Source organism: Bifidobacterium sp. FKU, from assembly GCF_026016385.1.
Taxonomy (GTDB): domain Bacteria; phylum Actinomycetota; class Actinomycetes; order Actinomycetales; family Bifidobacteriaceae; genus Bifidobacterium; species Bifidobacterium infantis.
In genome coordinates, this window is sequence record NZ_CP092888.1 from 2,315,111 (window position 1) to 2,334,633 (window position 19,523).

Annotated in this window: 15 protein-coding genes and 1 pseudogene; 4 read left to right on the forward strand and 12 right to left on the reverse strand. The window is 61.0% G+C overall.

The features are described 5' to 3' along the window. Positions 1-7: 7 nt before the first annotated feature. The 6 genes from proB to dapE all read right to left on the reverse strand — a co-directional run bounded on the left by proB (position 8) and on the right by dapE (position 8,045). Positions 8-1,141 carry a glutamate 5-kinase gene (proB, locus tag MMB48_RS10465; protein ID WP_032743902.1) on the reverse strand — a complete coding sequence of 378 codons (1,134 nt, stop codon included), beginning with the start codon at positions 1,139-1,141 and terminating at the stop codon, positions 8-10. After that, positions 1,142-2,833, reverse strand: a complete 1,692-nt coding sequence (gene obgE, locus MMB48_RS10470; RefSeq protein ID WP_032743900.1) for a GTPase ObgE — start codon at positions 2,831-2,833, stop codon at positions 1,142-1,144. 67 nt (positions 2,834-2,900) lie between these two features. Next, positions 2,901-3,149: a 50S ribosomal protein L27 gene (gene rpmA, locus MMB48_RS10475; protein WP_007053061.1), complete on the reverse strand. Its 249-nt coding sequence runs from the start codon at positions 3,147-3,149 to the stop codon at positions 2,901-2,903. Positions 3,150-3,171: 22 nt separating this feature from the next. Then, a complete protein-coding gene (gene rplU, locus MMB48_RS10480) occupies positions 3,172-3,480 on the reverse strand; it encodes a 50S ribosomal protein L21 (protein ID WP_012578529.1) in 309 nt (102 codons plus the stop codon). 150 nt (positions 3,481-3,630) lie between these two features. Then, a complete protein-coding gene (locus MMB48_RS10485) occupies positions 3,631-6,528 on the reverse strand; it encodes an Rne/Rng family ribonuclease (protein WP_032743899.1) in 2,898 nt (965 codons plus the stop codon). 311 nt (positions 6,529-6,839) lie between these two features. Continuing rightward, positions 6,840-8,045, reverse strand: coding sequence for a succinyl-diaminopimelate desuccinylase (gene dapE / locus MMB48_RS10490; protein ID WP_032743915.1), 1,206 nt, complete (start codon positions 8,043-8,045; stop codon positions 6,840-6,842). Between the two features lie 106 nt (positions 8,046-8,151). On the opposite strand from dapE, the gene MMB48_RS10495 reads away from it, so the two are divergent. Together MMB48_RS10495 and MMB48_RS10500 are read left to right on the forward strand one after the other, a co-directional pair. Continuing rightward, positions 8,152-9,096, forward strand: coding sequence for an AEC family transporter (locus MMB48_RS10495; protein WP_032743897.1), 945 nt, complete (start codon positions 8,152-8,154; stop codon positions 9,094-9,096). Positions 9,097-9,348: 252 nt separating this feature from the next. After that, positions 9,349-9,795, forward strand: coding sequence for an RbsD/FucU family protein (locus MMB48_RS10500; protein WP_012578533.1), 447 nt, complete (start codon positions 9,349-9,351; stop codon positions 9,793-9,795). Between the two features lie 246 nt (positions 9,796-10,041). On the opposite strand, the gene MMB48_RS10505 is transcribed toward MMB48_RS10500, so the two are convergent. The 4 genes from MMB48_RS10505 to MMB48_RS10520 all read right to left on the reverse strand — a co-directional run bounded on the left by MMB48_RS10505 (position 10,042) and on the right by MMB48_RS10520 (position 14,539). Then, the gene (locus MMB48_RS10505; RefSeq protein WP_032743896.1) at positions 10,042-10,809 is read right to left on the reverse strand and encodes an amidohydrolase family protein; all 768 of its coding nucleotides are present in this window, start codon (positions 10,807-10,809) and stop codon (positions 10,042-10,044) included. 1 nt (position 10,810) lies between these two features. Beyond that, entirely contained in the window at positions 10,811-12,094 is a 1,284-nt protein-coding gene (locus MMB48_RS10510) for an MFS transporter (protein WP_032743894.1), read from the reverse strand. Positions 12,095-12,323: 229 nt separating this feature from the next. Then, complete coding sequence (locus tag MMB48_RS10515) at positions 12,324-13,115, reverse strand: SDR family oxidoreductase (RefSeq protein WP_012578536.1); 792 nt, start codon at positions 13,113-13,115, stop codon at positions 12,324-12,326. A 140-nt stretch (positions 13,116-13,255) separates the two neighbouring features. Continuing rightward, a complete protein-coding gene (locus MMB48_RS10520) occupies positions 13,256-14,539 on the reverse strand; it encodes an enolase C-terminal domain-like protein (protein ID WP_012578537.1) in 1,284 nt (427 codons plus the stop codon). A gap of 179 nt (positions 14,540-14,718) precedes the next feature. On the opposite strand from MMB48_RS10520, the gene MMB48_RS10525 reads away from it, so the two are divergent. After that, positions 14,719-15,747, forward strand: coding sequence for a LacI family DNA-binding transcriptional regulator (locus MMB48_RS10525; RefSeq protein ID WP_032743891.1), 1,029 nt, complete (start codon positions 14,719-14,721; stop codon positions 15,745-15,747). Here MMB48_RS10525 and MMB48_RS10530 read toward each other — a convergent pair. Together MMB48_RS10530 and MMB48_RS10535 are read right to left on the reverse strand one after the other, a co-directional pair. Continuing rightward, the gene (locus MMB48_RS10530) at positions 15,729-17,177 is read right to left on the reverse strand and encodes an FtsX-like permease family protein (RefSeq protein ID WP_032743890.1); all 1,449 of its coding nucleotides are present in this window, start codon (positions 17,175-17,177) and stop codon (positions 15,729-15,731) included. The two genes, MMB48_RS10525 and MMB48_RS10530, sit on opposite strands and share 19 nt — an antisense overlap. Beyond that, the gene (locus MMB48_RS10535; RefSeq protein WP_032743888.1) at positions 17,174-18,133 is read right to left on the reverse strand and encodes an ABC transporter ATP-binding protein; all 960 of its coding nucleotides are present in this window, start codon (positions 18,131-18,133) and stop codon (positions 17,174-17,176) included. The genes MMB48_RS10530 and MMB48_RS10535 overlap by 4 nt, the downstream gene beginning before the upstream one ends. A gap of 419 nt (positions 18,134-18,552) precedes the next feature. Here MMB48_RS10535 and MMB48_RS10540 point away from each other — a divergent pair. Continuing rightward, positions 18,553-18,759, forward strand: a pseudogene (locus MMB48_RS10540) (DUF1778 domain-containing protein); the annotation flags it as partial. Between the last annotated feature and the right edge of the window lie 764 nt (positions 18,760-19,523).

Here is a 19,523-nt window from a genome sequence, read left to right on the forward strand (position 1 = left end):
CCATCAGTCACACAAGTACAAGATTGTCGCGATGAACCAGTGGGTGGGCGTACTGGGGGCCGAGGAAACGCTTGAGTTGGGCGGTGTTACGCCCGAGCATCTGCGGAATTTCTTCGGAATCGAAGCCGGCGAGGCCTCGGGCCAGGTGTTCGCCGCTTTCGGCATCGATCCAGACCGGATCGCCGGCGGAAAAATCGCCATGCACTTCGAGCGCGCCAGTAGCCAGCAGCGAGGCACGCCCGCCGCGAATAGCCTGGCCGGCACCCGCATCGACCACAATCGTGCCGCGCGGGTCGGCGGCAAAACCAATCCACAGACGGCGTGATGAGCCGCGGGCCTTAACCGGTGCGAACACGGTGCCCACCGGATCGCCCATCATCGCAGGGCCCGCGTTCGAGGCGCAGGTGAGCACCGTGGGGATGCCGGAGACGGCCGCCACGCGCGCGGCCTCAAGCTTGGTGACCATGCCACCGGTGCCGACCTTGGAGCCGGAGCCGGAAACCTGGATGTCGCCAAATGCATCGATAACGTTGGGCACATATTCCACACGGCGGGAGCCGGGCTGGGAAGGCGGTGCCGTGTATAGCGCGTCCACGTCGGTAAGCAATACCAAAGCTTCCGCGCGAACTAGGTTCGCAACCAATGCGGACAGACGGTCGTTATCGCCGAATCGAATCTCGTTGGACGCCAGCGAATCGTTTTCGTTGATAATGGGGACCACACCAAGGTCCAGCAATCGGTCCAGCGTGCGTTCCACATTGCGGTACTGGGTGGCACGAATCGTATCTTCGGCAGTGATCAGAATCTGGCCGACGCGAATACCGAAACGGCCAAAAGCAGTCTCGTAGCGAGCCATGAGCAAACCTTGGCCGACCGCTGCGGTGGCCTGCTGAGTAGCCACGTCGGCCGGGCGTTCGTCAAAGCCCAGCGGGCCGAAGCCGGCCGCAATAGCACCAGAGGAAACCAGTACTACACGCCCGCCCATCAGTCGTATTTGGGCAAGGGCGGCGACCAGAGCGTCGAGCTTGTCCGGGTCGAGGTGACCGCTCGGCTGGGTCAGCGAGCTGGAGCCGACTTTCACGACAATGGTTCCGGCTGCTGCGACCATGCGCCGCACCTCGGCCTGACTTGGAGTGCTCATTTATTCCTCGGTTTCACCATCTTCGCTGGACTCACCGTGGCCGAAGAGGCTGTTCTCATCATGGCGATCGTCGTCAACGGTCGGGTCGGCCCAGTGGCCGGCCTTGCGTTCGGCCATCATCGCGTCGCGCACGGCGGCACGGGCGTCCATCATCTCGTGGTATTGGGCACGACGTTCGGCGTTGGAGCGGCGGTGCGTGCGCGGGTCCTGCTCTTCGAGACGCAGATCCTTGCCTCGGGCACCGAGGTTGGAGCCGTCGAGCATTTCAGCACCGGCGGAGATGGTCGGATCCCAATCGAATTCGACCATACGGGCACCACGACCGATGCGCACCTCGTCACCAGGGTGGGCACCCTTGCGGCGCAGCTCATCTTCCACGCCCAGCTTGGCCAAGCGGTCGGCCAGATAGCCCACGGCCTCGTCGTTGTCGAAGTTGGTCTGCATGACCCAGCGCTCCGGCTTGACGCCACGCACCTCGAAGAACACTTCGCCATTGCCGAGTTCGCGGCGCTCGACCGTGAACTCAAGCGCACTGCCGCCCTCGTCAGCGCGACGCGGACGGCGGCCCTTGGTCTCCAATGGCTTGATAACCACGCGCGTCTCCTCTTCGGCCTGCTCGCGGTTGGCCACTTCCTCACGCATCTCATGCACCAGCGCAGACAACGCGAAGTTGAGCTCCTTCAGCCCCTCATGAGAGGCGGTGGAGATCTCAAAGACCTTCAGCCCGAGTTTCTCGAACTCCGGACGCACGAACTCGGCCAATTCCTTGGCCTCGGGCACATCGATCTTGTTCAGAATCACGATGCGCGGGCGTTCGGGAATCGGGATGGCGCCCAATGGCAGTTCGAGCTTGTCGGCGTAGAGTGCCAACTCGTTTTCCAGCGCGTGGTAGTCGGACATCGGGTCGCGGTCCGGTTCAAGCGTGGCACAATCAATCACGTGGGCGATGATTTCGGTACGTTCGATGTGGCGCAGGAACTCCAGTCCCAGGCCCTTGCCTTCAGAGGCACCAGGAATCAGTCCCGGCACATCGGCGATGGTGTATCGAGAGTCGCCGGCGATGACGACGCCGAGATTCGGCACCAGCGTGGTGAATGGGTAGTCGGCGATCTTCGGCTTGGCGGAGCTCATCGCCGCAATCAGGGACGACTTTCCGGCCGAGGGGAAACCGACCAGCGCCACGTCGGCGATGGACTTCAGTTCCAGAATCACGTCGCGCTCTTCACCGAGTTCGCCGAGCAGGGCGAAGCCGGGGGCGCGGCGGGTCTTGTTGGCCAGGGCGATGTTGCCGAGGCCGCCGGCACCGCCCTGGGCGACGACGCAGCGGTCGCCCTCGTGGCGCAAGTCGGCGAGCTGTGCGCCGGGATGCTTGGATTTGCCCTGTTCGCCGCGCGCCTCAAAGACGACGGTGCCGCAGGGCACGGGCAGAATCAGATCCTCGCCCTTGGAGCCGTCCTTATTGTCGCCCAAACCCATGGTGCCGCTGCCGGCGACACGATGCGGCATGAAACGATAGTCGAGCAGGCTGGTGGCGTTACGGTCGGCCACGAACACCACGGAACCGCCGTCGCCGCCATTGCCGCCGTTAGGACCGGCCAACGGCTTGTATTTCTCACGACGGATGCCGGCCGAACCGTTGCCCCCATCGCCGCCCTTGACATGGACGGTTACTCGATCCACAAAATCACTCATATTGATTACCTTACAAAAAAGCCGCGTCCTTACGGGCGCGGCTTGAAAAAGCTTGACGCTATATCGCTCAGGCGATGACGTCGACAACCTTGCGGTCGCGACGCACACCGAACTTCACGGAGCCATCGGTGAGGGCGAACAGCGTGTGGTCCTTGCCCATGCCGACGTTGTGGCCCGGGTGGAAGTTGGTGCCACGCTGGCGAACGATGATGTTGCCGGCCACGACGGCTTCGCCGCCGAACTTCTTCACGCCGAGGTATTGCGGGTTAGAATCGCGACCGTTGCGAGAGCTGGACGCACCCTTCTTATGTGCCATGATTCATGGTCCTTTCTATAACTCAGGCAATCGCCGTGATCTTGACGATAGTCAGCTTCTGGCGGTGACCCTTGCGGCGAGCAACACCAGTCTTGTTCTTGTACTTCTGGATGTCAATCTTCGGGCCCTTGGCTTCGTCGTTCACGACCTCAGCCTTGACGGACACCTTGGCCAGATCGGCGGCGGCAAGGGTGACCTTGTCACCATCGACAACGAGGGAGACCGGGAATTCCACGGTATCGCCCTTCTTGGCGTCGAGACGGTTCACGAGGATGACGTCGCCAACCTCGACCTTTTCCTGATGGCCACCGGCCTTCACAATCGCGTACATTATCGTTCCTTTTATGTTTTGGAAAGCTACCTTGCCTAACACGCACCGAGCCTGCGGTCAGACACCGAGTTTCGAATCTACACCACCATGCGGACTAAATCAAATGATTTTGTCCGCGTGTCAAGCACGACACACCTGTTACTCTTCCGCTTACTCTTCCGCCGTGTTGTTGGCAGCGACGGCAGCGGCGGCAATCTGAGCCAGTTTGGCTTTGACGTCGGCGCTGGAACCAGCCGGTTCGGGAGCGGGAGCGGTGCCGCGACCGTGCTTGTTGGTTTTGACGAACGGGTCGCCACCGCGAAGCGCGTAGGGATCGTCGTAGTCGGCCGAAACGGTCGGCTGATCATGCAGGATGAAACCACGGCCCTTGCAGGTCGGGCATTCCTCGGAGAACGCCTCGACCAGACCCTGGCCGATGCGCTTGCGGGTCATCTGCACCAAACCAAGCGAGGTGACTTCGGCCACCTGATGCTTGGTGCGGTCGCGTGCCAGGCATTCGACCAAGCGGCGCAGCACCAGATCGCGGTTGGCGGGCATGACCATATCCACATAGTCGATCATCACCATGCCGCCGATGTCGCGCAGACGAAGCTGGCGGGCGATCTCTTCGGACGCCTCCAGGTTGCAGCGCGTCACCGTTTCCTCCAAGGACTTGCCCCGGCCGATGAAGCGTCCGGTGTTCACGTCGATGGTGGTCATGGCTTCGGTGCGGTCGATGACGATCGAGCCGCCGGACGGCAGGTAGACCTGACGCTCCATGCCCTTACGCAGCTGGGAGTCGATGGACCACTTGTCGAACACGTCCTTGCCTTCATGTTCGGCCGGGTCCCACCGCTCCAGCTTGTCCTTCAGATCGGGGGCCATGGTGTCCAGGTATTCCTCGATGCGGCCGTAGACCTTGTCACCTTCCACGATGAGCTTGCTGAAGTCGTCGTTGAAGATGTCGCGCACCACGCGGATGGCCACGTCGGGCTCGCCCTGCAGGAGCTTCGGGCGCTTGCCGTGCCAGAATTCCTCGCGCTTGGCGTTGATGCGCTCCCACTGGCGGACCAGTGATTCAAGATCCTTGACGATGGCGTCTTCGGATGCGCCCTCGGCTGCGGTGCGGATGATCACGCCCATGTCTTTCGGGGCGATCTTGGAGACGATGTTCTTCAGACGGCTGCGTTCGCGCTCCGAAAGCTTGCGACTCACGCCGGTCATGCCGCCGGATGGCACGAGCACCAGGAAGCGGCCGGCGAGCGTGACCTGAGAGGTCAGGCGGGCACCCTTGTGGCCGATCGGGTCCTTAGTGACCTGCACGAGCACCGGGTCGCCGGACTTGAACGCCAGCTCGATGCGGCGCGGCTGGCCTTCGAGACGAGCGGCATCCCAGTTGACCTCGCCGGCGTAGAGCACGCCGTTGCGGGCCTGGCCGATATCCACGAATGCGGCCTCCATGCTGGGCAGCACGTTCTGCACGCGGCCAAGATAGATGTTGCCGACGGTCTGTACTTCCTGAATGTCGGAGACGTAATGCTCGACCAAAACATTGTCTTCCACCACGGAAATCTGGGTGTGCTGTTCCTTCTCACGCACCACCATCAGGCGGTCCACGTTCTCGCGGCGTGCAAGGAAGTCCTGCTCCATGAGCTGGCTCTGGCGGCTGCGCTCACGACGGTTGTCACGGCGGCGCTGCTTCTTGGCCTCAAGACGAGTGGAGCCCTCCACATCAGTGATCTCGTCGATGTACTGCTGTTTGCGGGAGCGGCGGACCAGCGGCTGTTCGCTGTTCTGACTCTGGTCGTCGGTGCCCTCGCCGTTCTTGCCGCCGCGGCGGCGACGGCGACGGCGAGTAACGGTCTGCTCCTCATCGTCCTCATCGCGATCACGGTCATGATCATCACGATCGGCACGATGGCGGGAACGCGTATCCTCGGCATCGTTCTCGGCGGTATCGTGCTCGCCGTTGGCACCGGTTTCGCCGCGTGAGCCGCGACGGCGGCGACGGCGCGAACGGGTGCGGATGGCGTCGGATTCTTCGTCGCCCTCCTCTTCGGCAATCGGCGAGTAGGCGATATCGTCCAGCTCGAGGTCTTCCTCAATCTGCTCGACTTCGGCGGCTGCACGGCGCTCCTGGGCGTTCAGGCGGCGGGAGCGACGGGAACGGCGAGAGTCGGAAGCGTCATTGGAATCGAAATCATCATGGTCCGCGTTGGCGCTGGCATTGGCGTCACCGGCGGCAGCGTTGCGGCCACGATCGTCACGGTCGTCACGGCGGCGGCTGCGCGGCTGCGCGTCGTCATCATCGTGGCTGCGCGAGCGGCGGGAGCGACGAGACGGACGTTCGTCGGCGTCAACATCGTCATCACGAGTGTCAGCGGTATCGTGCGCATCCACAGCGGCGGGCAGTACCGGTTCCTGGAAGAGCAGGGACGTCATCGGCTTGCCGCGGCGCACGGTCTCGTGACCAAAGGGCAGGGATTCGACCGCATCGAACAGGCGCTCATCCGGGGTGTCCTCGTGCGTATCCGCAACTGCACGGCGAGAGCGGCGGCGAACCGGGCGGTCCTCGTCGTAATCGTTATCGTCCACAACCGAACGGCGACGGGAACGTGGGGCGTCATCGTCATCGAAATCATCGACACTGACAGTGCGGCGCGAACGACGAGGACGATCATCCTCGCTATACGCGTTGACCACTGTGGAAGCGGCGCGGCGCGTACGGCGACGGGTTGGGCGTTCGGCGGAATCCTTGGAATCGCTGGATTCATCGGAATCGCTGGAATCGGCCGCAGTGCCGGCATCGGGAAGCGCGGGGGCTTCGAACAGCGGGGTGCGTTCCTGCACTTGCAGTTCCAGAGAAGCGCCGGCAGCACCGGTGCCGCGAACCACGCGACGGCCGCCGCGACGACGGCGAACAGGTTCGGCGGGCTGGGAGGCGGCGGCAGGCGCAGCGTTCACGGCTGCAGCCGAATCGGCATTGGATACGGTTGAATTATCGGTTCCGTCGTTGACGAAACCTTCACGGTTGTCAGTGGGCACAATGCTCCTCGCGGCGCGCTGCATCACGACGCCTATTTCCAGGCCTATACGCTTGGCTCACACCACGCTCTCACCGTGGCCGCGCGAAAACGCGCCGCGTAAAGGCAACTTCGTCTCAAGTCTGTCCTGCGGGTGGCGGACACCGGCGCTTGCGTTGTCTCATTCTCGAGAGCCGCAAGGGGATCGACGCCATCTCACACGCTGATGGTTATGCAGAACCACCATCCTTTAGTATGCCACATATTTTGTGCGGGCGTGGCCCGGCGAGGCTGACGTTCTCTCGGCTCCCCTCCCTGCGGTGACAGCTTCCCTCAGGGAGGGGAGCTAGAGAGGTGTCAGACCAGCCAGTCGGTAAGGATTGCGGCCATGGCGGTCAGATCGGATTCGGGCACCTGCTCGTCGTGCTTGTGAGCCAGCAGCGGATCGCCGGCACCGAGATTGACGGCCGGGATACCGAGCTGAGAGAAGCGCGCCACGTCGGTCCAGCCGAGCTTGGCCAGTGGGTCGCGGCCAGTGCGCTCCTTAACCAGTCGGACCAGATCCTGGGCGAGCGGGGCGTTCAGACCCGGGCGCGCGGAGGGGCTTTCGTCCTTCATTTCGATGCCGTAGTCCTCGAACACGCCGCCGGTGGCCACATGCTCGCCATTGCCGAGTTCGGCACCGGCGTCCGCGCCCATCATCAGGGCTTTGGCCTCGGCCAGCGACTTGTCCGGGGCGAAGCGGTAGTTGACGTGCACGCGGCATTCATCCGGAATGACGTTCGTGCCTTTGCCGCCGGAGATCAGCGTGGCGTTGAGGCCCTCGCGATAGTCGAGCCCGTCCACGTTCACGGTGGCCGGCTCGTAGGCGTTGAGTCGGTTCAGAATGTCGGCCGCCTTGTGGATGGCGTTCTCCCCCATCCACGCGCGGGCGGAGTGCGCGGCCACGCCGTGGGTCACGACGTCGAAACGAATCGTGCCGTTGCAGCCGCCCTCGATGCCGCTGTTGGTGGGCTCGCCGATGATGGCGAAATCGCCGGTGATCCAATCGGGATGGGCCTCGACGACTTTGCGTAGGCCATTATTTTCGGCGACGACTTCCTCATGGTCGTAGAAGACGTAGGTGAGGTCGACTTTCGGGGTGGTTTCCGGCGTGCGGCCGTCGAGCGTGGCGGCAAGGTAGAGCATCACTGCGTCGGAGGCCTTCATATCGGTGGCACCGCGGCCCCACAGCACGCGGTCTTCGGGATGAGCGTGGGCGATTTCTTCGCGAATCAGCGAATCGCCGGGCTCCAGCCACTTTGGTGGGAAATTGTCGATGACCGGCACAGTATCGAGGTGCCCGGCCAAGATCACACGGCTCGGCTTGCCGAAGTCGGTGCTGGCCACCACTGTGTCACCGTGACGGCGGACGGTCAGGTGTTCCTGCCCGCCCAGGAAGGCCTCAGCCTCGTCGGTGAGGGGGCCCTCGTGGTCGGACACGGAGAAGTTCTCCATGATCTGGGTGAGCAGGCTGTTCAGCTGCTCGGCAGTGGATGCGGTGCGGTTCAATTCAAGCGTCATGTGACCAGCGTACCGCGTGGGCGGCGGGCCCAGCACACCCACTACATGAGATTTTGCGGCCGAATACATTTTTATGTGCCACACTGGGGTGGCGAAAGGGAGGATTATGTCAGGTCTAATCAGCGCCATGCAAGGCTTCTGCGTTATCGGCATCGTGATTGCGGTGGGATATGTCGCCGCACGAATGCGAATCGGCGGGCCGTCCGCTCAGATGGTGCTCAACCGTTTCTCCTTCTTCGTATCAAGCCCGTGCCTGATGTTCGCGATTCTCTCCAAGGAGCCGATCTTCGACATCTTCCACCCCTCGATTATCGTGGCGTTCTTCTCCGCCGTGCTGGTGGGCGTGGTGTTCTTGGTGCTCAACCGCATGTTCTTCCACCTGAACGCCCCGGACGCCACCATCGGCGCCCTGAATTCGATGTACCTTAATTCCAATAACATCGGCCTGCCAATCGCCACCTACATTCTGGGCAATCCGGCTCTTGTGGCACCGATTCTGGTCATGCAGCAGGCCATCTTCACACCGGTGGGCCTGACCGTGCTGGACGTGACTACCAAGGGCAAGGTCTCCATCAAGGAAATCGCCAAGCAGCCACTGCATCAGCCGCTGCTTATCGGCTCGCTGCTAGGCATTGTGGTCTCTGCGATTTCCGCGAAAATCGGCTGGTTCCCGGTGCCGAAATTCATTTTCGACCCAATCGACATGATCGGCGATTCGGCTGTGCCGATGATCCTGATGGCGTTCGGCATGTCCCTGCACGGCACCAAGCCGCTGCAGCAGAAGGGCGATCGACCGGCCATCTTCACGGTCGCGGTCCTCAAGAACATCATCATGCCGATCATCGCGTTCCTGCTCGCCTACTTCGTGATGGGCTTCCGCGGCTCCGAGCTGTACGCCTGCGTGGTGCTCGCCGCTCTGCCCACCGGCCAGAACGTGTACAACTACGCGGCCCGCTACAACGTGGGCCTCACCTTCGCGCGCGACGGCATTCTGATGAGCACCATGACCAGCCCGGTGTTTATCGCGATCATCGCGGCGCTGCTGAGCTGATCTCAGTCATCGGCATGGCAATCGGCGAGGTTCACACCGGCGTCCATGAGAATGCCCATGATCTCGAGACCGCTTGAAGCGAATCCCCATGAAATCGAAGATGTGTTTGGAAAAAATTACCATCTGACATGGAATTTTTCGCTTACGCGAGGTAAACTAGTAGCACATCGACGGTTGCGGGAATGCCCTGCGGCCACGATTGACGCCGTGGCGGGGTTGCCGCGGCGTCAAGGCAACAAGCAAGGAGGCTTCATGCTCAAAGGTATTCCGAAAATCATCCCGCCGGAGCTGCTGAAAGTGCTGTGCGAGATGGGTCATGGCGATCAGCTGGTCATCGCGGACGGCAACTTCCCAGCCGAATCAATCGGCAAGAACGCAATCGTGGTTCGTATGGACGGCCACGGTGGCGGCGAGATCCTCAAAGCGATTCTGACGGTGTTCCCGCTTGACACGTATGTGGACAAGCCGGCGACGCTGATGGAAAAAGTGCCGGGCGATACGGTTGCGACGCCGATCTGGGATGTGTACGCGGGCCTCATCAAGGAGCATGACGAACGCGGTGCGGATGCGATTGGATCGCTTGAGCGCTTCGCGTTCTATGAGCAGGCGAAGAACGCCTACTGTGTGATTGCCAGCGGCGAGTCGGCGCAGTACGCGAACCTAATCCTGCAGAAGGGAGTCGTCTTCAACGCGGAATAACGCAAGATAACGCTTGACGGCGCTGACGGCACCGGAATATCAGCCGTCAGCCGCAGTACCGTTTACCAACACATACCGATACGGCGAGGAAAGGGAGACCTCGCAGTTGCGGACGAATGATTCCGTCCGCAACTGCGAGGTCTCCCTTTCCTCGTGCTTGCCTCCTCGTACTCGTCTGTTTGTGTACCGCACGAAATCGTTTGCGCTATTCGGCAAAGCACCCCCCTCATCAGAGGGGGCTTGGGTTTAGTCGATGTTGTACGCGCGACGGGCGTTGTTTTCGAAGAAGTCCTCGTCCTCGCCGAACGTGTCCAGCATGAGTTGGAAGTGCGTGGCAAAGGTCGAGTTGAGTTCCACGACCGGCCAGTTGGAGCTGTACAGCACCTTCTTCGGGCCGAATGTGTCCCGCACGTATTTCACGATGTCCGGGCCCACCGGGTTGTCGCCGGAAACCTTGATATACGAATTCGGCAGTTCGGCCAACGCTGCGAGCGCGGCGCACGATTCCTCATCAAGCCCGGGCACGTTGCCGAGATGATCGATGATGACCGTCACTTCGGGAACCTGCGCGAACGCCTTGGCCATGTCGCCCAGTTCCGGGCCACGGTTGCACAGCTCGAATGGCAATCCCTTGGCGGCCATCGCGCGTAGACCGGCGATGAATTCGGGTTCGAGCGCACGGCCCCGCGGCTCGGAATCCACATGCAGCGGTTCCCTAATGCCATCGGCATTAATCGGGACACGCATCCAAGGGCTTACCCGTCCTTGCAACATGCGCTTCAAGATCAGAGGACTTGCATTCTCGTACAGCAGCCGGTCCTCAAGCTCATGGTCGGCCGCGTCAACCTCCACGTATACGCCGCCGAGGAAATTCACGCCAAATTTGGCGTACTGTGCGGCTAGGTCTTCAATCGTGTACTTGTGTTGCAGCGAGGGCAATCCTGCCAGCCATGGCAGATCCTGCGCATCCGGATCCCAGATATGGAAGTGGGAATCGATTACGTTGAGTGTCATGTCAGGCCTCCTTCAGACCGATCTTGGAACCCCAGAATGCGTACCAAACCAGGAAGAGGAACAACGGAACGGTCGCCCAGAGCATCACGTTCATGCCGGCCGCATCGGTGATCGCACCGTAGACGAGCGGGATAATCGCGCCGCCGACGATAGACATCGTGATCAGACTGGAGCCGGTTTTGGCCGCGGCGCCCTTCAGATGAGTCAGAGCGAGGGCGAAAATCGTGCCGTAGGCGATGGACATGAAGAAGTACAGAGCGATAAACGTGATGACCGATATCTTACCCAATCCCATGGCGGTGAGAATCATGAGGATCGTGGCACCGATCATGTAGAAACCGAGGATCTTGCCTGGCTCGAACTTGGCCATGAACGGGGTGGTGACGAATCGGCCAATCGTGTACATCAGTGTAAGGACGGCGAGGAACGTGGCGGCCATGCCGGCGCTCATACCCTCCCACTGCTGCTGCGCGAACGTGGAGAACGTGGAGAAGCCGATGGTCTGCAGACCGACGTACACGAACTCGGCGATGACGCCGAGGACGACCCACGGCTTCTTGACGAGCGCGCCGATTGAGCTGTCCTGAGCAACGCCGCCGGCCGCTTCCTCCTCGTCGCCCGGGGGCGAAGGGAGCTTGGCGACGACGAACACGGCGATGACGATTGCGAGAATCACGCCGATGACGATGTAGAACATACGGGTCTGGCTCATGAAGGCGACCTTGGACTCCTCGAAGCCGGGGTCACCGGGCTTGGCGGAGGCGGTGTTGCCGAGAATCATGCCAAGGATCAGCGGGCTGACGACCGAGCCGACCGCATTGAAGCTCTGTGCGAGGTTCAGGCGGAAGGATTCGCCCTTCTCGTCGCCGAGCTTGATGATATAGGGATTGCAGTTCGCCTCGAGCGAGGCGGCGCCGAGCGCGATAACGAACATGGCGAGCAGGAATAGGCCGTAGCTCAGAGACGTGGTGGCGGGTATGGTCAGGAACGAGCCGATCACGAAGAAGATCAGGCCGCAGATCATACCGCCCTTATAGCCGAAGCGCTTGGCGACCATTGTCGCCGGAATGGCCATTACGAAGTAGGCGCCGAAGTAGGCGACCTGCAGCAGCGAGGATTCGGTGCTGTTGAGGTTGAGGTAAACGGCGAACGGATCGCGGATGGCGCTGACGAGGTTCATCGTCAGGCCCCAGGTGAAGAACAGTAGCGTGACCAGAGCGAATGCGATGATCCAGCTCTTGCCCCCGGTGGACTTCGACGTCGTCGTCGGAGTGTTGGATGCCATGGTTTCTCTCCTCCTTGAGAGTCACGCGCCGCATGGAGCATTCGGACGCGGCGCGCGATTCGGTGCTGCATTGTAAGGCTCCCCATAGAGGCGGAGCCGACGGTTCGGATGTGACCGGTACGAGTTTACCCTCCCCCGGTCACACCCCATGAAAATGGCCTATCAGGCCATATATGCCCCGTTTCGGACCATTTCGTATCTCTCGTAGGATGTGCGCCGGACCTCGAAGTCAGGCAAGCGCACGGTCAAGGTGGACGTAGCCGCCGTCGACGAACACCCACTGGCCGGTGGTGTGGCTGGAGCGGTCGGAGAGCAGGAATGCCGCTTCATTACCGATCTCTTCGGTGGTGGTCATGCGGTGCTCCAGCGGGATCTTGTCGGTGATCACCGACAGGCGCGCCTTCTGTGCGGCCTCGTCACCGAAGGTCTTGATCCAGTCGGCATACAGCGGGGTCCAGCATTCGGAGACAACGATGGCGTTGACACGCACCCGGTCCTTGACGAGAGCGGCGGCCCATTCGCGTGTGAGTCCCAGGATCGCGCCCTTGGCGGCCGCGTAGGCGCTGGTCTTGCCTTGGCCGGTAAGCGCGGTCTTCGAGGAGATGTTCACGACGGCGCCATGGCTTTCCTTGAGATACGGCACGGCCGCGTGGACCAGCTCGTAATAGTGAGTCAGGTTGCCGTGGATCGATTCCTCGAATTCGCGCCAAGTGGTGGTTTCGAGATCCTTGTTGTCGTTCTTGCCGGCGTTGTTCACGATGCCGTCGATATGGCCGTACTTCTTGTAGGTCTCCTCGACGATGCCGGCGATCTTGTCGGTGTCGTTCAGATCAAGCAGATGCACGTCGTATTCGGTCGTGTACTGCTCGATATCCTTCTTGAACTCCTCGAGCGCGCTGTCCGAGCGGTTGATCACCACCGGAATCGCGCCTTCCTGGGCCAGTTGCAGCGTGATGCCTTTGCCAATGCCCTTGAAGCCGCCGGTGATGATGATGACTTTGCCTTCGAGATGCAGATCCATGGGAACTCCTTCGTCCATCCTTATTCTGCGTTTCATGGGTGTTCCATGTCACGCCCGGCCGGGGCTTCGGCACCCCAGCCGGAGTGGTTGTGTGTTGTTGTGTTAAGTTGTGTTGTTCAGTTATGAATTTCCAGTTGCGGTCAGCCGCGATACAGGTACTTCTCGGCCGTCTCCAGCGTCATTTCGGTACCGTTGCCCGGAGCGGTCGGAGCGACGTAGTTGCCGTCCTTGATCTCGGTCGGGTGGACGAAATGTTCATGCTGGTTATCGACGTATTCGATCATGCGGCCGTCCATCGTGCCGGACACGGCCACGTAATCGAACATCGCGAAGTGGCATACGGCCTCGCACAGGCCCACGCCGCCGGCGTGCGGGCAGACGGGCTTGTTGAACTTCTTCGCGAGCAGGTATTCGAGCACGATCTCCTGCGGACCGGCCACGCGGGTGGCGTCGATCTGCATGATGCCGAAGGCGTTCGCCTGCAGATACTGCTTGTACAGGATGCGGCTCTGCATCTGCTCGCCGGTGGCCACCTTGATGGGGTTGATGGCGCGGGCGATGGTGGCGTGGCCGATCACGTCGTCGGGGCTGGTCGGCTCCTCCACCCAAGCCAGATCGAAGTCGTGGAACTTGTTGATCCAGTCGATGGCGGTGGGAACATCCCACACCTGGTTGGCGTCCACGGCAAGACGCACGTCGGGGCCGATGGCTTCGCGGGCCTTGGCCAGGCGACGCAGATCGTCGTCGATGTTCTGGCCGACCTTGAGCTTGATCTGCTTGAATCCCTTGACCTGCGTCTCCTCCTTGGCGAGCGCGACCATCTTCTCGTCGGAGTAGCCGAGCCAGCCGGGGGCGGTGGAGTAGCCGGGGTAGCCGACCTCGAGCAGGTGCTTGATACGCTCGGCCTTGCCCTTCTGCCCTTCCCGAAGAATCTCAACGGCTTCGGCGGGCGTGAGCGCGTCGGTCATGTAGCGGAAGTCGAGCGTGGAGACGAGTTCCTCGGGTTCCATCTCGCCCAACAGCAGCCACAACGGCTTGCCGGCACGCTTGGCCTTGATGTCCCACAGCGCGGAAAGCACGGCGCCGATGGCCATATGCTCCACGCCCTTCTCAGGGCCGAGCCAGCGCAATTGGGAATCATGCACGAACAGATCCCATGCAATGCGCATGTTGTCGAGCAGTTCCTCGGTGTTGCGCCCAATCAGCACCTGCGACATCGATTCGATGGCCTTGCAAACCACATCGTTGCCGCGGCCGATGGTGAACACGAAGCCGACGCCCTTGATACCGTCATCCGCGCTGGTGGAGATCTCCACGTATGCGGAGGAGTAGTCGGGATCGGGGTTCATCGCGTCCGAACCGGACAGCGTCTGAGAGGTGGGGAATCGGAAGTCATACGTCTTGACTTGGGTGATGGTACTCATGTGTTCGGGCTCCTTCGCCTTGGTGAACCATTGCCTTCAGCATACCCCTTGATTTAGAAATTTACAAACCCAATTACGAAAATTTTTCTCCCAGAACACGCGAAGTAAGGAAAACTACGAAAAAATGCGGCGTTATGGGCCATAATGGTGAACAGAGGCAATGGCAGAGAGGAGCGGTGATGGCCAACGACAATCCCACGCATAAGCTCAAGGTCGGTGATCTGGCGAAGATCGCCGGTGTCTCCCCCTCGACCGTCTCCAAGGTGATCAACGGCCGGCCCGGCATCTCCGACGAGACGCGACGTCAGGTCGAACAGGTGCTGCGCGAGCATGGTTACTCGCGCCCGCTGGTGAGTACCAAGCTCTCCCCCACCATCGAACTCGTCGTCGAGTACATCGCGCACAACGGCACGATGGAACTCATCAAATACGCCTCGCACTGGGCGCAGCAGGCGGGCCTCGCCATCACGGTCACCCAGACCAACCATGGCGATGCCACGGAAGACTGTTTCCGCGGCATCATCGATAGGAATCCCCAAGGCGTGATTATGCAGCAGATGGGCGGTCTGACCACTCAAGCGAAGTCTTTGTTGAAATCACGCAGTATTCCCGTGGTCATCATCGACCCAATCGATACCGTCGATTCGGATGTGATGAGCGTGTCCATCGATAACTGGACCGCAGGATACCAGGCCGGCAAACACCTGCTGTCGCTCGGCCATCGACGCATCGCCGTCATCCGGGGGCCGGCGAACCTACAGACCAGCATCGCGCGCTATAGCGGATTCACCGTCGCTCTGCAACAGGCCGGGGTGGATCTGCCGGAGTCCTATATCGAACAGGGCGACTACTTTCCCGCCGAAACAAGCTATGAAGCAGCCTGCCGGCTGCTGGAACTCCCCGACCGACCCACCGCGATTTTCTGCTGCAACGACTTGTCGGCGGTAAGCACGTATCGCGCGGCACGTGAACATAAGATTCCGTTGCCCAAACAGTTGTCCGTAATGGGGTTTGACGACATTTTCCCCGCTGATCAGCTCATGCCTTCGCTGACCAGCGTGCACCAGCCGTTCAGCGAAATCGCACAACGTGCCGTGCAGATGATCATCGACAACCGCAATGACAATCCGGGCGATATGCACGTCATCCTTCCCACCAGCGTCGTCATCCGGGAAAGTACCGTACCGCCTCAGTCATCAGCCCGATAATCGGCCAGATTCAAGCTGGCCGCCACCCGATTGGACGCGAACGCGCCGATGGAAACCAGCGCATAGCACAGCACAAGCCCGCCGAAGAAGCTGGCCAGCGTGGCCGGTTCGGTCATCGAAGCGGCGAACAGAGGGGCCATAAGCAGCATGGAACAGCCGCCGGCCACGATCACCACGATGTTGAGCGGGGTGAGTACCTCGATGAATCGCGCACGGTTCAAGGTCTTGACATCAGTGCCTTCCAGCACCAGCATGCGGTATTCGCCGGCTTGATCGTAGACGCTGCCAGCCTGCATCACACCGGAGCTGACCGCGGCAAGCACAGCGGCGAACACGAGGGTCAGGATGCCGCCCGTGCCGATATCGCGAATGAACACGGTGGATGGATCATTGGTGTCGCCCACCACAGCGGCCGAGCCAAGGAAGCCACAGATTGACGTGATGCCGGCGATGAACACGGCCAACGCAATACCGGACACATTGCGCCACGCACGCTTCGGATTGTCGAGAATCCTGCGCATGGCAATCATCGTGGCCGCATCCTTGGGCCGCTTGGCCTTGGCTTTGGCGCGAGCGGTGACCACCCAGGAGCCCACGAGGTTCACCAGCGCGAAGCACAGCAGTATGAAGCCGATGATCACGCCGTACATCACTACTTCACCGGCCTGAGCCAGCACCATCGGATTCTTGAACAGAAGAACGGCAATCACCATGATGACGGCGAACACCACCACACGCCAGCCGGACGGCAGCGTAGTCGCAACGCGTGAAGTGACGCCGAGTGGCGTGATGGCCACGCGCCGAAGCGTGACCAGCGAAGAGATCAGCGCCAACACGGTCACGCCAACAAGCGTAATGATCAAGGCAATCGGCCCCACCCACAGTTGCTCGAACGTAAACGTCTGATTCTGGAAATGCAGCAACATGATTAGGGGGATCAACACGCAGTACCCCGCGATGCCAATCAGCGCCCCCACCAAGGCCTGCCCAGCCGCATCAAGCGCCGTAAGGCGAATAACTTGCCCCGTGGTCGCGCCTGCCAAGCGCAGGGATGCGAGCCGAGCGTCACGACGGGACGCAGCCAATCGCGCGGCGGAACCGGCAAGCGCCACGAACGGCACAATCAGCAGCAGGCAGGCAAAGAACGCCAGCACGACATATGCCGTGGCGTATTGATCCAGGCTGTGGGGATTGGCGATACGCTGCTTCCAGATTTCCGCTGTTCCGGGTTTGCAAGCGTCGAGATTGATTGCGCATCCAATGGTGTGGTCGGCGGAGGCGCGCCACATGAACCCATGCACGCCGCCCAAAACGGTGAGGAAGATAGTGGTGGCTGCGGCAAAAGCAATGATGGCCAACACCGAAGTATGACCCGCACTGCCACGCGAGCCGGGGCGATGGAACAGCCGCCACAGAGCGAATGTGCTCATCGTACGCCTCCCAGCTGGCCGTCCTGCATGGTCACGGTGCGCGAGCAGAACGAAGCGACGTTGGGGTCGTGGGTGACGACGACCACGGCGGAACCGTTGTCACGCGCTGCGGCCATCAGGATGCCCATCACCTCACGCCCGGTGGCCTGATCGAGGGCACCGGTCGGTTCGTCGGCGAAGACCACGGCAGGTTTGACGGCGAGCGCACGGGCGATGGCGATGCGCTGCATCTGTCCGCCGCTCATCTCCCCCGGCCGGTGCGTGGCGAGCGCGCGCAATCCCATGCGTTCCAGCCACAGGATCGCCGTGTCGGTGGCGGTGCGGTAGGGCATGCCGTCAAGCATCATCGGCAGGGCGATGTTTTCGACCGCCGGCAGTTCGGGCAGCAGCTGGCCGGATTGGAAGACGAAGCCGAAGGCGTTGCGGCGCAGTTTGGTGCGCTCGGCGTCGCTCATGCGGCTCAGGTCGGCACCACGGAAGGTCACTGTGCCGGCGGTCGGCTTAATGATGCCGGCGAGCGCGTGCAGCAAAGTGGATTTGCCGGAGCCGGACGGGCCCATCACTGCAACCGTCTCGCCCTCGCCCAGCACAAAGTTCACGTGGTTCAAGGCAAGCGTGTGCATGGTGGGCATGACGAAGCCCGGTTGGATGGGCTGATTCGGTTGCCCAGCACCGGGTATTCCTGCGGTGCCTTGGGCGGCGGGGTTTGCGGGAGCCGGTGCGTAGCCGGCACCTGTGCCGGCGGGAACCACACCGGTGACGCCGTGCCCGGCTTGCGCGCGGGCCATGCTGGCGGTGTAGTCCATGACCAGGTCGTGGGCCTCGATGACCGGGGCCCACTGCTGGGTGTGCGATGCCGGCTGCTGGAACTGTTGGGGTTGCTGAGAGTGCTGAGGCTGAGCCGCCGGTCCCGGCGCCGGCTGAGTCTGCTGCAATTGCGATGCTGCTGTATTCATACTCCCGAGCGTACGGAGCGAACGCCCAGCCGACCATCGGGCTGCGGTATGAACCTTTCTGGATTACCGGCCCGCTCCTCATCCGCAAGGATTAGAGATACGCAGTCGACGCGACAATCCATATATCAGATGTTCATTGCTCGAGAAGACGAGGAACAGTGGAAGACCGGTTCGGAAGCTGGAACCACATAGGCCGGTTCGGCTGGATATGCGAATCGCACGCACGGTATGTTCAGGGAACCAGCGCGCTGCGCGCCTGTACATCGAACAGACCAAGCAAAGGAGCCCACATGGCCATCGCAATCGACATCCCGCACACACCAATCGTGTCCGTACAAAAGTCGTACAACAGGAGTATGACTACAGAGAATAACAAGAACAGTCGTTTTGAAATGAGACTCACCTAAGAGCAACGTTCCAGAATCGACCAAGCGGCCGAGTCCAAAGGCATGACTTCGTTGCAATGGGCATTATCGAATCTGCTCGCCGCCGCAGATCGGGACATCCATGAAGCTCATATCATTCGGCTCAACAGTAAAGCGTGGAATGATTTCACCGCAGCATTAAACGAACCTATGGGCCTACGTCTGAATGAATTGTTGGAGCGTGATCCCATATGGACGTGACCAACTTCACTGAGCCTCGGCACCTGACTGCGAGCGAGGATATTTCTGGTTTCGACTGCGGCCTGCCATTGGTCAATGATTGGCTGGTTTCCACACACTAAGTGCATACAGCATTGAGCATTCGGAAGCTCCCGGTTGGCCGAACCCCATTCCCGTAATTTTGCTAGGCATGATGGGCGTGGATATCAGATTTCAAACCATGCACGTCGACAGTCAGTTACTCCGAGATGCGGTATTTCATTCTCTGAACGATATGATTTTCGGCATATCCCTGAATCATCTAGAATGTTTACTCCGCTCAATGTCCACAATCACCAATGATTAATGGCTGGAGACCGCTATTTGACGCCGACCATTGTCTGAATCGCATTCAGACACAACACTCCTCATTGCGCGCAGACCAGCGAGTTCCGCCGAGTCGGCGATGTGTCTCTTCGGCGGTTGATTTAGGATTTTCCGCATGCGACAGCTGACCACACCGCTAAAAATGCCATTTTCGCACTGACTTGGGGCGGAGGTCGTGGTGAAACGCACGAGGGAACGTGTGTCATCCGATATGGTCATGCCCGCCAGACATTGAAGCGTCCTGTCTATGCGCGGTTGATGTCCCGGTGGCGGGGTCAATCGATCGACATACGAACCGGGACAGATTCGGCTGTCCCGGTTCGGGATTTCGGCCTCTTTTGGCGAACCGGGACAGGCCCTTCCATGAACACCCGATATATGCAAATCCAAAACCCCGGAATTCCGCCATTCCCCGACGG